Source organism: Spirosoma knui (assembly GCF_054780635.1).
Genome location: NZ_BAAGVY010000011.1, coordinates 1 through 13,223, shown reverse-complemented (window position 1 = coordinate 13,223; position 13,223 = coordinate 1). Strand labels below are relative to the sequence as shown.

Sequence of the window (13,223 nt, the reverse complement as noted above, 5' to 3'; positions counted from 1 at the left end):
CTCACACAAAACGGTAAATCCGCTCAAATACCTAGCCTAAGTAGTTACCCCAATCGGCTATTCACTACTAGTACGAAAATATCCGCATTATAGTATACGTACGTGAAGTCGCAAGTGACCCAACACTCTGTATTGGATTCAGTTATACAAGCGTTCACCAGTGTTGCCTAAGCAACAAGACACGTATGAAACATTTAGGAATAGCGGCCGTAGCCGTACTTGTGCTGGCCTCCTGCGAAGGCGGAGTGTTTAAGAAAAAGAACTGCAAAAGCTGCGAAACGCTCACCTACGGGCCAACGGGACAGGTAAACCGAAACGAACAAAAAGTATGCGGAGACGATGAAGTAGCGGCCTTTACAACTGCTAACAGCTTTACCAATGCCAGCCTAACGGTAGTGACGACCTGCAAATAGTTAGTCAGCAGGTATTGTTCCGATACGTAATGCCGGACGCAGGCTTCGCAATGCTTGTGTTTACTCAGACGTTATGGTAAACGTATCGAATAAGGCGGCCTGTTCACGATTACCCTTTGCGGTTAAACCGACACGTACGGCCCGGTCCCAGGGTGGCAGAAAGGAGCCATCTATAGGGCCGGCGTCCATTGAGACGAACGATTTTCCATCTACGCTGTAAGCGAACGAAATGGTTTTCCCGTTCTTCACGGTCGTCCGCAGCGTTATGGCTTCTCCGGTCGGTGCGTTTGTCGTAGCCAGCTTCTGATCAACGCCTTTCTCGCGCTTCCAAACGATTGTTTGCCCGTTTGCGAGGGATATACCCACAGCATTGTCATCATCACCAATTAAAGCCAGACCTGCTTCAGCAGTAGAGGTTTGCCTGCGTATGGTCGTCTGGGCCGTATAGTTGCCCGCCGTTGTGCGGTGCGCTACGTACTCACCAACTTTATCGGGTTGGGCCGCTAACCGCAACAGTCCATTCTGCACGGAGACCGTCGGCTGATGGAAAACAGACCAGTTCCAGGCGGTTGACAAAGCGTTGCCACTAAACTCCTCCCGCACCGTAGGCCGCGCGGTCGGGACCGGCTGAGCGGTTCCCTCAAAAGCCAGCCAGCCATCGTTGGTAAAGCGAAATTCGCGCAGTAAAGTCTGTCTGCCTACGTGAACGTCCTCTTCTTTATTATAGGCGTGGTAAAGAAAAAAGTCACGTCCGTTTCGTTCGACAGGCGTACCATGACCAGGGCATTTCCAGACTGCATCGGCCGTCATGATGGGATTTTTGCTGTATTTTTCCCAGGGGCCGAGCAAGTTCTTAGCCCGGGCAATGCCGGTAGCATAGGTACAGCCCGGTCCGCAACAGCCCGCAGCCGCGTAAAACGCGTAATAGTAATCCTGGTGTTTTATCATCGATACGCCTTCGACCAGGTTCGCTTCCCAGGAGGCATCATTCCGGAACAGTTCGCGTTTCTCGCCGGTTAAGGCGGTACGTTCTTCGTTCATCGGTTGCGCCCAGATTGGCGTTGGCTTTCCGACGCTATTGCCATCTTCCTTCCAGATCAGGTACAACTTGCCGGTTTCATCACGCATGGGAAAGGCGTCAATCGACCCGTCGATTTCGCAGACCAACGGCCCATGATCCCGGTAAGGTCCTTCAGGTTTGTCGGCGCTGGCCACCGCCACGCACAAGTTGCCGCCCTTTTTGTGAGCGGTGTAATAGACATATACCCGGCCGTTGTCGTAAGTTAGCTCCGGCGCCCAGAAGTAATAATCGGCCCAGTCTGGTTTTTTGCTGAATACGAAACCCGTCGTCTGCCAATTTACCAGATCCGTTGATTTAAGCAACGGATAAGCTGGAAACCAGTTCGACGAGGTAGCCGTAGCCCAGTACGTACTTCCGATCTTAGTCACCGACGGATCGGGGTAATCGCCCGGCATTACCAGTACGGGTGTGGCAAGCTGGTTACGGGTGGTGTTCGCACCCGATGGAGTTGAACTTCTACAGCCCCAGGCCATCAGGCCTGCTACGGTGTAATACAATGCAATTCGAAAGTAGGTCATACGAGCACGTTGGTAATATCGGTAAGCGTTGTCGGTTCAGGGGATAGAATGGCCTGCCAATTAACCAAGTTGATAAAACACACAGCTAGTTTTCTGTTCCTGGAGTTTATGTATAACAAGATAGTCGGAGCCACTCACTGATCTTTTATCAAAAGGCCTTCGCAAACAGGTGGCCGTGATTGTAAACTTATTGCTTTACGAATGAAGATTTTCACGTACTACATATGCTTAGAACGTAATGCATTTGCTGAAAACGTCGGTATTGGGTCTGTTTACGTGACCGATACATCGAATTCGTGGAAAACACCGCTTGTCCTTAGTATATTGCAGGCTCTAAACAGGTTAGGTTTATCTATAACGTGAATGTACCAATCGGTTCACGAAAGCGTTATGGGTAAAACAGATAAAACGATGTTACTCACGTTTGGTCAGTATCATACGCTTACTGCTATTGTTAAGCCGGTTACTCGTCAGCAGCTAACCCGAGAGGTCCCCTTCGACGACCTGATGATCAGCTATTGCCTAGCTGTTTTGCTAGGTAATAATTTAATCAGAGTGGTTCATGGGCCGGGCGTTGACCAGCCTTATTATCAGCTCACCGAATCAGGCGAACGTTGTATCCAGGAATATGAACAACAAAATCCAGCATTAGTCATTAAGGGTACCGACATCCCGGATACCAATACATATTTCAACGAAATCTGTTGAACCTCCCCGATCACTGATGAAGCTCGCTGTTGCTCTCCTCTGCCTGTTTACCTGTTCATTCATAGTACGTTCGCAGTCGATACCAGAAGGGGCCGAGGGCATTGAAGTAACTACTACGGTAGCAGATTCAGCTTTGTTCGAATCGACATTGACGTTTCTGGAAGATCATGGATTTGATGTAGAAACCGCCGACGAAGATCAGGGCACCATTGCAACCGCCTACACCGTAGTTCAGGGCATTAACTTACGTATCGTGGCCACGGTCGAAAACAGCGTTGTTGTCTTTAAGGGACAAGGCTCGGCTAGCTCAAGCTCCACCAGTGAACCGCTGGTTTATCAGGCATCGGCCAGCGAACTGGCTAAAACCGGTTTTCAGCGACTGAGCGAAGTTGTTGACCGATACGCCAAAACACTTGATCAGGCCACGGTCGAATACCTTATACCTTAGCTCGTTAGCTGGCCGTTGGCGAGTTGTCGGCAGTAATCGCTTTACTGAATACTCGAAATTTATATATCGTTCACCTCTACTACCTGTCAACTATGTTAAAACACGCCTTCTGTTTGCTGCTCGTTACCGGTTTTCTTTCCTGTAGCAAATCAACTACAGAGACCCCCTCCGACTCACGTGACCAATACGTAGGTACGTATAAAGGTTCAGCCGCAATAGGTTTAACAAGCCAGCCTGTCACCATACCCGCCGACATTACAGTCTCGAAGTCGACCTCGGTCAGTAACGGCATTACGCTCGAATTTCAGGGTCAGGCGCTTTCGGCTACTCTGAACAACAATGCATTTACGATCCCTGCAACATCCGCTACGCTCCTGGGAACCGCTTATAATCTTAGTGGTGGAACCGGTACGTTCGTAGACAAGACGATGAATGCTGTTCTGACGGGAGCCAGCAGCGGTACGGCAAGCGCGCCCTTCTCCCTAACGTTCAACGGTACTAAGTAGCAAGTTGAGCTGGTAGGTAAGCGGCAGTACCTACGTAACGTTATAGCGGTTCAACATTGGATTCATAGGCGGGCAGATACACGCTGAACATAGCACCGTTCCCCGGTTGGCTGGTCGCCGTTATGATTCCATCGTGGTTAGTGACCACTTTTTCGCAAATGGCTAATCCGATGCCCGTACCGACGTATTGACTTTTACCGTGCAGCCGCTGAAATACCTGAAAGATACGTCCAGCATGCTTTTGGTCGAATCCAATGCCGTTGTCAACGACGTCGATGCGATGATAGCGAGTAATCCCTGGGCCTAGCTTAACGGCCTCCGGTAAAGCATCGCTTTGTATAATCTGACTCTGCACCCGGACAGCAGGCGTAGCGCCGGGCGGATGAAACTTCAGCGCGTTTGACAACAGATTCTGAAAAAGCTGATTCAACTGCGATCGATACCCGGCAATAATAGGCAGGGTATCGATTGTAATCACGGCCGCCGTCTCCTGAATCGTTAGCTCAAGATCAGACAGCACGGCCTTAACTAATTCGAAGAGGGAGACCTGCGCAATCGCTTCCTGCTGGGAAGAGAGCCGGGAAAGGGTCAGTAGATCCTTGATCAAAGTTGACATCCGCAGGGAAGCCGTCTGCATGCGCTCCAGGTAGTCGACTCCACTCCCCAACTGAACACTGTACTGGCTTTTCAGCAGATCGCCAAATGCCTGAATTTTACGGAGCGGCTCCTGCAGATCGTGCGATGCTACGTAGGCAAATTCGGTCAGGCTATCATTCGATTTTTTCAATTGGCGGTTGGCGTCATTCAACGCCTGCGTTCGTTCGGCGACTCGTTGTTCCAGCACCTGGGCACTGCGGACCTGAGCTTCCTGAGCTAGCTTTAACTCGGTTATATCGAAGACAACACCGTTAAACCGAAGAACCTGTCCGTGTTCATTACGGATGGTTTTACCTTTTGCCTGAACCCAGCGCAACTGCCCCTGTTCGCTGATCGTACGGAACAAGACGTTGTGCTCCCCATCACTTTCCGGGCTTAGAATTCTAAGATTAGCCTGACGCACCCGTTCCCGATCATCGGGATGTACCTGGTCCAGTAAAATGGCAGCATTTACAGTCGCCTGAGGAGGTAAGCCAAACAGTTGTTTACAGATTGTAGACCACTGGGCAAAACCAGTCTCCAGATTGTAGTCCCAGGTACCCACACCAGCGGCCTGTAAGGCCAGTTGCAGACGCTCATTCTCTAAAGCCATATCAGCATGGGGCAACTCTATTCCGTTAGCCATATGGCCCTCACATTTATTATCCGATTCACTTGCTGGTTAAAAATACACATTGCAACCCGTTAACCAGCATATCCACGCGATTTCACTGAGTTTCGCTATACTAAATTAGCGATAGATTTCGATAATGAAGCGATCAAGCTACTCGTGATCAGTCTGTCCTGACTAGGGCCGGTTGTGCCAATCCTAAGGTCGATAAGGCATTATGTATACTTAGCCCAGTTATTAAGTATCATAATTGACATCTCTCGTATATACAGCTACCGTACAGGTATTTTATAGTCATTTTTTTGACATATTTATGCAAAGAACGAGGCTGTATTGCGAAAGTCATTACATTTGGTGAGCATAAGAGGGCAAGCCCTCTTTATGGTGTGGATAGAATTGGAAAGCCCAGGTATCGCGAAATAGCTGGGCTTTTTTGTAGCTGAGCCGTCCATTTAATACGTTACGGGTCAGGCCAGTCGGTTACTAAACTGACCGGTTACGTAGAGCAAGAGCGTTTTTTAATAAATTAAACACATTACTAGGTAAGTCTGAGAAAGATCAATCAACGCTGTTTTACAAATTTGTCTTAATCGCTCACTTGCGCTAAATCATTGACAGCTTGATATGCGCACGTAATGCGATTTTGGAACAGTAGTGAAGTTGCTCTTTTATAGGTTATGAGTTAGCAAGCGGCCACCCATTAGCGGTGGCCGTTTTGTTTACTACGTCGCAATGCATTTAACACACTAGTCTTCAGTTCTCCGGATGACCTCTTCCATGTGCAGGAACTGATTGACTGGGGAGTAGAAATCTGTTTCAGAATATCTGATTTAACCAGTTAGGGCTATTGCCAGTAGATACAAAATCTGTATGACTCATTCATGCTCATGCTGTCTGCCCTCACCTGCGACAATACTTGCCGCTTGATAATTAAACGATAAGGAGTAGGTGGGGCAGGGCTTATCTCAAGAGTACATAAGAACACATTCAACGGATCACTTCAGAGTTATTCTAAAAGGTAGACCTCCTGTAAGGTGGTCGAGGTGGCTAACCCCGCTCATAGGCGAGTCATTGGGTGTCAGTTGGATTTAGTAACGGTTGGCTAGCTTGTTTTGCGTAAGTTTACCAGCGGGTTTTATTTCCCTGATTACCCGGTAGCTATAGCCTACATTAAAACCGCTCCGGCGCCCCTCCTTTTAAGCTCAACTATGAACCCTTCATCTCTTTCTGCCTCCTTAGGTCAAGTGGCCATCTATCTAGCCAGTCGGCGCGAAGCGGTACTCAACAACTGGCGGGCTGCTTGCGAGAGCGATCCGGACCTGAAAAATGCTGCTAGCTTAAGTCGGGAAGAGTTTAATAACAAAGTGCCATTCATGCTCAATGAACTTGAGCACCGTCTGCGTGGCCAAGCCGAAGTTGACTCCATTAGTCTATTAGCCGCTGAACATGGACTGCACCGCTGGCAGAAAGGCCATGCCTTAGAAGAGCTGTCAACGGAGATGCATCATCTCAACGACACCCTGCTGGAAGAGCTACGGCGCTATTGGGAGTTCATTCCCAGTATTGATCGACAGCTCATGGCAACCGCCTATGAGCAGCTAGCCCGATTTGGTAACCAGATCACTTCGGCTAGTGTGCAGCAGTACACCGAACTACTTCGCCAATCAGCCGCTAACCGGGTAGAGGTCCTCGAGAAAACGTTGAGCCAGTTAACTGAGCTAGGCCAGCAGCGTAGCATATTACTGCACCAGTCCTCCCATGATCTGCGGGGCAGTTTCGGTGTTATTCAGGGAGCGGCTTCTCTCGCCAGCAGAGAAGGAGAGTCTTTGGATCAACAAAAGCTGTTTATGGACATGCTGCAACGAAATCTGGCCAACTCCCAGGCCCTGGTGAGCCAACTCATTGATTTGGCTCGCTTGGAGGCTAGCCAGGAGCCCCTGCACATTCAGCCGGTTGAGGTAGGGCAATTGTTAACCAGTCTGGCAGCTGATTACCAGCCCCTGGCTCAGCAGCAAGGCCTCCTGCTGCAAGTTGACGGACCAACTCAGTTAAAGGTGGAATCAGACCCTCTTCTGCTACAGCGCATCATCCAGAATTTGTTGCTGAACGCTCTTAAACATACTCAGCAGGGGTTTGTATCGGTGTCTTGGAGCCAGGAGAGTGATTACCGTTGGACGGTTAGTGTCCAAGACTCTGGTCCAGGCTTGCCCACCGCTCGTCAAACGGGTTCTCTGCCCCAGGTGTTAGCACCCTCTCCAGAATCAAGTTCGGCCTTTGGTCTGCCCAATCCTACCCAGGACGCCCGGCAGGGAGCTACCGCGCAGGCGGCTAGCTCAGCTCTTGCCCACCGGGGGGAAGGCATTGGTTTAACGATAGTGAAGGGCCTATGTGAGCTTCTGCGGGCAAGTCTAGAGATTGAAAGCAAGCCGGGTAATGGTACTCTTTTTCGCATCCGCCTGCCCATTCACTGGCAATCCTGACCTACCCAACCGCTGGGCAGTTCTGCGCTCACTTTGCCAAGACTTGATTTCATTACTTCAACAAAGGGTGGAGCAGACCGAACGACTAATGGCCACCCAGCAGCTCATGCTTGAACGCCTTAGCAATCAGCTACAACAAGCGGAGCAAAGTGCTGTACAGGAAGCCCGTCGAGCGAAGCTCGTTAACCAGCTAAAACTACAAATTGACCGGTAATAAGCGCAGCTGCTTAGGTCGATTGTCCGCCATGTTTATTACTCGAGCGCTTGCAGTGGTAGCTCTCCTGAAGGAGTCGCTGTAAGTTGAATGAAAGCTAGCTTGTTGAAGTTGCTTTTTACAATTCAGCTTATCGATTGGCAGCTTTAGTTGAATCATAGCCCCCATAAGTAAAATGCCCACTAGCGGCAGTCAAGTTATGAACTGAACAGAGCTCCTGGTAAATGGAGCGAACCAAAGTACACCCAGTAGCGCTTCTCAGGAAGCATCTGTACCACAACATCAATTCAACAGAGCAACCCGTTTATCGGGATTCGTTTTACTACACCTATGTTTGACACGTTCGCCCGTTACTTGAAGGAGAAGGCCGGTCTAACCGGTGATGAGATAGACACGATTCGTGCGTTTAGCATTGAAAAACAATTAGGGCTAAGGCAGTACCTGCTTCAAGAAGGCGAGGTCTGTCATCATACCTGCTTTGTGGCCAGAGGTTGCCTCCGGCTGTATCGAATTGATTCAGATGGCGGGGAACATGTCCTTCGGTTTGCGGCTGAAAACTGGTGGATCAGCGACCGGGAAAGCTACCGTACTGGCCATCCGTCAAAGAGCTATATTGATAGCCTAGAAAGTAGTGACGTAATTCTTATTGATAAGCCTGACTTTACTCGGCTGACGGAACAGATTCCCAGCTTAAACCGATTTACGGAGAATCTTTTAGCCCGAAGTTTCGATGCCCATCAGAATAGGATCATGAATTACATCAGTACCGATGCTAAAGCGAAGTATGAACAGTTTATCTCCGCTTTCCCTAACCTGGCTAACCGGGTTCCCCTGCATATGATTGCCTCTTACTTAGGCGTAACCAGAGAGACTCTAAGCCGGATCAGACACCAGCTTGCTCATCCATAAAAAGTACGGCTGTTAATGCCCAATCTAAAAACCCACGGTAATAAATAGGTATAGTTGATGGTTTTGTCTGACCAGCTGGTTAGACAAAACCATCAACTATACCTAGATGCTTCAGAAAATTAGGCTTCCCTAGTCCAGTTTAGAAAGCGCTTTTTACAACCCCGCCGTCCACTCGTAAAGCCGAGCCATTGGTTGCCGCCGACAGCGGGCTTGCCAGATAAGTAACCAATTGAGCAATCTCATCAGGCTGGATGAACCGATTTATTAGCGAAGTAGGTCGAATGTGCTCAAAAAAATCTTGTTCAACTTGTTGCAGCGACTTGTTCTGTTGACTGGCTAGCATGCCAACGTATTCACCAAAGCCTTCAGATAGGGTTGGTCCTGGCAGGATCGAATTGACGGTGACATTGGTTCCTTTGGTTAATTCTGCCAACCCTCTGGCCAGCGCAATTTGCGCCGTTTTGGTAACCCCATAATCAATCATTTCCGGGGGTACTTGAAGGGCGGATTCACTAGCAATAAAAATAACCCTGCCCCAATTGTGGCTCAACATACTGGTAAAGTAGGTCCTGGCTAATCGAATGCCAGACAACACATTGATGTCAAACAATCGTTGCCAATCCTCATCGGTGATCTCCATAAACGGTTTGGGATTAGCCGTTCCCAGGTTATTAATCAAAATATCGATCTGGGGAAGTTGCTGAGTAAGCTGGCTAACTCCCTGGGCTGTACTTAAGTCAGCGGTTATTCCAAATACTTGTTGATTATTACTCTCCTGCTTAATTTGAGCAACTGCATTTTCGACCCGGTCAACTGTACGGCCGTTAATGTATACGATTGCCCCTTCCTTAGCCAGTTCTTTCGCGATAGCATACCCGATACCAGCCGTTGAGCCACTGACCAGCGCTTTCTTGCCATTTAATTGAAGATTCATAGCTTGTCTTTCGTATTATGTAGCAGTGGGTTGGCTATCAACCCACGATGCGGCAAATATCCGCCAGGGAGTAGTGAACCGACGAGGACATTTGTCACCAAATGATAACTACCCTCCTTATAATGGAGCGGAGCGCTTGAAAACCACCTTAACTGAAAAGGAGGCTGTTACAAAGTTCTATGTTCGTCAGTTCCTGTGGCAATGAAATAGTGAGCGACGAGTCTTAATGAACGCCCCTTTCCTTTTGCACAAAAAACGAGAGAAGTATAGATTGACCGACGGCTCCACGTTTGTAGCGTTTTCATCCTACTCAGCCAGTACAATCCTGCTTTTATTTGCTCGTTCGCTCGAAGCTATACTATGCTTACTTTTGAGTATGGATCTACTTCTCAAAACCATCCAGCACTATATTCCGCTTTCCTCAGCGGATGAAGCCAGCATCACCGCTTTGTTTCGCCAACAAAAACTTAGAAAAGGTGAGCATCTGCTTCAGGCAGGTCAGGTTTGCAAAAACGTCTTTTTCGTTGAACAGGGACTCGTCCGATATTATACCAGTATGGACGGTGAGGAACGAACTAACTACTTTAATAAAGAGGGCGAATTTGTTTGTGATTACGCCAGTTTTCTCCCTCAACAGCCATCTCTGACGAATATTCAGGCTCTAGAACCCTCAACCATTTATACGATCAGTCACGCTAATATGGACGTGTTTTACGAAAAAGTAGAACATGGTGAACGATTCGGGCGGTTGGCCATCGGGGAGGTTTTTGTGACAGCCATCCATCAGTTACACTCCTTCTACAACGACTCGCCTGAGCTGCGGTACCAAACCTTTTTAGCTAAGTTTCCCGAGGTGGGTCAGCGCATCCCACAATATCACATTGCCTCTTACGTGGGCATAAAGCCCCAATCGCTTAGCCGTATTCGAAAAAGAATGGCCCAAAATCATTAATTAACCTGGGTGAATGACTGCCCGTTTTTTCATAGTGAGCTTTGTACGAACAATTGAACTTACTATGAAAACAGAAAATGTAACGGCCCAATGGGGCTGGCGGTCCGCATCCTATTGGATGACCATGTTTGTTGCGCTGGGGATTCTCTTCATCGGCGTCCGGTTTGTTCTGGTTCCTCAGATCAGTGTGGAAGACTTCGGTATACAGCCGTCGGGCTATTCAGATCTTACCTTCGGCAGGCTAAAGGGGATACGCGATGTCTTTTCGGGAGTAGCCCTTTTAGCCTTGTTGCTAAGCCGAATGAAAAAAGCGACCGCTTATGTGTTTACGGCAGCGATCATTATCCCTGCTACGGACTGTTTGCTAGTCTACCTGAATAACGGGATAGACCTGCCACGCATGCTTGTTCATGGCACTACTGCCGTTTACATGGTTGTGACCAGTTTTTTACTGTTCAGAAATCGTAAAAAAGCAACTGTCTGATGGATGCACTTACGTTACGATACCTGTTGCTGGTTGTGCACCTTTCCGGCCTCGTACTTATGGCCGGCACCACGGTTACCGAGCTAGTAGTTTTCCGCACATTCGTTGACTTGTTGAAGGCGAAAGGGAAAGCATCAACTGGCCTTTTAAGACTCATGTCAGGTTTAGGAACAGTCTTACTGGCAGGCGGTGTATTGTTAGTCCTTTCCGGAATCGGTCTGATGATTATAACTGAGGGCGTGTTTCTGCACCAGCTCTGGTTCCAAGTCAAACTGGGGTTGATTTTGCTGCTTCCGCTGAATGGACTTCTGGTAGGCAGTCCGCTAATGAAAACGTTGACCCATAACCTATCCGCTGAAGAAGTTAACATGGGTTTAGTGATTAAACCTGTTGTAACGAAGCTGAAGTGGTTTCACAAAGTTCAAGCGTTGGTGTTTTTAGCCATCATCATCCTGGCGATCTTTAAATTTGATTAGCTTGATTAAAAGCCACCCTTAACTATCGCGTTTAGCTTCATAATCCCATAATCCAGCCTGCTTACTTCATGAATACCTAAGCGAATTAATGATCTGGCATGCTTGATGATTGAGCCACGGCGTACCGTGCCGGATCTCAGACCAGCTATTCCTTCGCTTTTCTAGTGTTTATAGATTCTGCCATCTGTTCCGTAATCCCCAACATACACCTGTTAATGAAGCCCGCAATAAAGCATGGCTTAATAACAGGTGTATTAATTCTTCGCGTAAACGAACATCTCTCCTACACTTATTCTTAAATACTTCGTGTTAGCAGCAAAATAAGTACTAATGTTGGTAACTGAATAGGTTTAAGCAACTTAAAAGATAAGTTAACTTATTAAACCCCTAAATCTTTTAAGCGGTCAGGCCACAACAAATAGTCATAAATTATTCTTAAAAAATTTTATTAAATAGGGTGTATTTATTAATGATCATCTAATATTGATAACTATAAATCACCTTACTATTTCTCGAAACAGTTGTAAAATAGAGAGATGCAATAACATACTATTACATTTATTGTAGTAACCTAAACTTAATAGGGCGTTCAACCCGCCTAATCTTCTATTCTTATGGCTCGACGATGCAAAGATGAACAATTAGCGACACGCTATCAGCAATCAGTTGAAAATGACGGCTTTGAGGCACTCTACCAACGCTACGCTCAGAAAGTCTATCAAAAGTGTCTGTCTATGACTCAAGATGATGAGGCTGCTCAGGATCTCACCCAGGACATTTTTATCAAGGTATTCAACAAACTTGACTCTTTCCAGCATCGATCTACCTTCTCTACCTGGCTCTACTCAATCACCCACCATCATTGCTTGGACCAGCTTCGTATAGGCAAGCGCATGCTCACTGAATCTTTATCGGAAGACCTGCAAAACCAGTGCCCCGACGCCATTAGTGTTGATGACGTGGCCAACTGCGAGGAACGGCATGGAGAGCTTGAGGCCGTTGTCAACTCCCTGCCTGCTGACGAGCTAGCACTTCTCAAGCTTAAGTATGAGCAAAACCTTTCGGTTAAAGAACTGGCGCAGCAGTACGGCTTATCGGAGAGTGCGGTAAAGATGCGGCTCAAGCGAACGCGGGACAGACTTCAGCAAGTATACATTGCCCAGTATGGTAAATAAATTACGTTTCTTCTCTTCTTTTAATAACCTCTTCTGAGATCTGACGTCTAATGTAGAAAGAGCAAAACCGAACCTTATACAGTGTTCGGTTTTGCTCTTTTGTTTGCCCAAGTTCAGGGTAAGCGTCTCTGTTTGCAGAGAAATATCAACCCTGCTGAGTAAGCGTAAAGTAAAGAAGACAGCTCAGCATGATGGCAAACCCCAGAAAGACACTGCTGATCAGGATTTGTTTTACCCGGACAAGTCCGGTTGTTGAAACAGTAAGGGCTTCCTTGCCAAGGCTGATAGCCAGTATTAGCTGGCCGACTACCGATAAAGCGATCATTAAAGAGGTGTTCATTAGACTTATATAGTTGTATATAGACCTTCTTTAGACGTACACTTTCTACTTTGGTCATGCCCCCGGTTAACTAAATATGGGTAAATTTTCGGTTCGGCTGACAATGAAGAACTTACTTAAAATCTAGACTCTAAATCACGCTCACCTGTTCAAAATCTAGGTTACTTTTCTATTGTCAAAAAAGGTTGTCTTAACCCCCTGAATGGCTGGACAAAATTGTAAAAACAGTTTAGTCCTACTACATTCAGAAATCATGAGTAAAATTAGGCGAAGTTTCACCCCCGAAGACCGCTATTCTATCGTTCAGGAAGCCATTCG

Annotated in this window: 14 protein-coding genes; 10 read left to right on the top strand and 4 right to left on the bottom strand. The window is 47.5% G+C overall.

Going from position 1 to position 13,223, the window contains the following annotated elements; all coding sequences use genetic code 11:
• Positions 1–185: 185 nt before the first annotated feature.
• Positions 186–413, top strand: a complete 228-nt coding sequence (locus ACYVIY_RS20655; protein WP_460978304.1) for a hypothetical protein — start codon at positions 186–188, stop codon at positions 411–413.
• A 60-nt stretch (positions 414–473) separates the two neighbouring features.
• On the opposite strand, the gene ACYVIY_RS20650 is transcribed toward ACYVIY_RS20655, so the two are convergent.
• A complete protein-coding gene (locus ACYVIY_RS20650) occupies positions 474–2,012 on the bottom strand; it encodes a family 43 glycosylhydrolase (RefSeq protein ID WP_460978303.1) in 1,539 nt (512 codons plus the stop codon).
• Between the two features lie 411 nt (positions 2,013–2,423).
• Between ACYVIY_RS20650 and ACYVIY_RS20645 the strand changes: the two genes are divergently transcribed.
• The 3 genes from ACYVIY_RS20645 to ACYVIY_RS20635 all read left to right on the top strand — a co-directional run bounded on the left by ACYVIY_RS20645 (position 2,424) and on the right by ACYVIY_RS20635 (position 3,674).
• Entirely contained in the window at positions 2,424–2,720 is a 297-nt protein-coding gene (locus tag ACYVIY_RS20645; RefSeq protein WP_460978302.1) for a hypothetical protein, read from the top strand.
• A gap of 16 nt (positions 2,721–2,736) precedes the next feature.
• Positions 2,737–3,168, top strand: a complete 432-nt coding sequence (locus tag ACYVIY_RS20640; protein WP_460978301.1) for a hypothetical protein — start codon at positions 2,737–2,739, stop codon at positions 3,166–3,168.
• Positions 3,169–3,260: 92 nt separating this feature from the next.
• On the top strand, positions 3,261–3,674 hold the full coding sequence (locus ACYVIY_RS20635) for a hypothetical protein (RefSeq protein WP_460978300.1): 414 nt from the start codon (positions 3,261–3,263) through the stop codon (positions 3,672–3,674).
• 40 nt (positions 3,675–3,714) lie between these two features.
• On the opposite strand, the gene ACYVIY_RS20630 is transcribed toward ACYVIY_RS20635, so the two are convergent.
• Positions 3,715–4,956 (bottom strand): sensor histidine kinase, encoded by a 1,242-nt coding sequence (locus ACYVIY_RS20630; RefSeq protein ID WP_460978299.1) that lies wholly within the window; start codon positions 4,954–4,956, stop codon positions 3,715–3,717.
• Between the two features lie 1,193 nt (positions 4,957–6,149).
• Between ACYVIY_RS20630 and ACYVIY_RS20625 the strand changes: the two genes are divergently transcribed.
• Together ACYVIY_RS20625 and ACYVIY_RS20620 are read left to right on the top strand one after the other, a co-directional pair.
• A complete protein-coding gene (locus ACYVIY_RS20625) occupies positions 6,150–7,421 on the top strand; it encodes a sensor histidine kinase (protein ID WP_460978298.1) in 1,272 nt (423 codons plus the stop codon).
• A 544-nt stretch (positions 7,422–7,965) separates the two neighbouring features.
• Positions 7,966–8,544, top strand: a complete 579-nt coding sequence (locus ACYVIY_RS20620) for a Crp/Fnr family transcriptional regulator (protein ID WP_460978297.1) — start codon at positions 7,966–7,968, stop codon at positions 8,542–8,544.
• A 139-nt stretch (positions 8,545–8,683) separates the two neighbouring features.
• Here ACYVIY_RS20620 and ACYVIY_RS20615 read toward each other — a convergent pair whose 3' ends face one another.
• The gene (locus ACYVIY_RS20615; protein ID WP_460978296.1) at positions 8,684–9,478 is read right to left on the bottom strand and encodes an SDR family NAD(P)-dependent oxidoreductase; all 795 of its coding nucleotides are present in this window, start codon (positions 9,476–9,478) and stop codon (positions 8,684–8,686) included.
• 376 nt (positions 9,479–9,854) lie between these two features.
• Here ACYVIY_RS20615 and ACYVIY_RS20610 point away from each other — a divergent pair, with 376 nt between their 5' ends.
• From ACYVIY_RS20610 to ACYVIY_RS20595, 4 genes are all read left to right on the top strand, one after another.
• Positions 9,855–10,430 carry a Crp/Fnr family transcriptional regulator gene (locus ACYVIY_RS20610; RefSeq protein WP_460978295.1) on the top strand — a complete coding sequence of 192 codons (576 nt, stop codon included), beginning with the start codon at positions 9,855–9,857 and terminating at the stop codon, positions 10,428–10,430.
• 64 nt (positions 10,431–10,494) lie between these two features.
• Positions 10,495–10,914, top strand: coding sequence for a DUF4267 domain-containing protein (locus tag ACYVIY_RS20605; protein ID WP_460978294.1), 420 nt, complete (start codon positions 10,495–10,497; stop codon positions 10,912–10,914).
• Positions 10,914–11,390, top strand: a complete 477-nt coding sequence (locus ACYVIY_RS20600; RefSeq protein WP_460978293.1) for a DUF2214 family protein — start codon at positions 10,914–10,916, stop codon at positions 11,388–11,390. Before ACYVIY_RS20605 ends, ACYVIY_RS20600 begins: the two co-directional genes overlap by 1 nt.
• 614 nt (positions 11,391–12,004) lie before the next feature.
• Positions 12,005–12,565: an RNA polymerase sigma factor gene (locus tag ACYVIY_RS20595; RefSeq protein WP_460978292.1), complete on the top strand. Its 561-nt coding sequence runs from the start codon at positions 12,005–12,007 to the stop codon at positions 12,563–12,565.
• A gap of 145 nt (positions 12,566–12,710) precedes the next feature.
• Here the strand turns inward: ACYVIY_RS20595 and ACYVIY_RS20590 are convergent, their stop codons facing one another.
• Positions 12,711–12,905 (bottom strand): hypothetical protein, encoded by a 195-nt coding sequence (locus ACYVIY_RS20590; protein ID WP_460978291.1) that lies wholly within the window; start codon positions 12,903–12,905, stop codon positions 12,711–12,713.
• Positions 12,906–13,223: the final 318 nt, after the last annotated feature.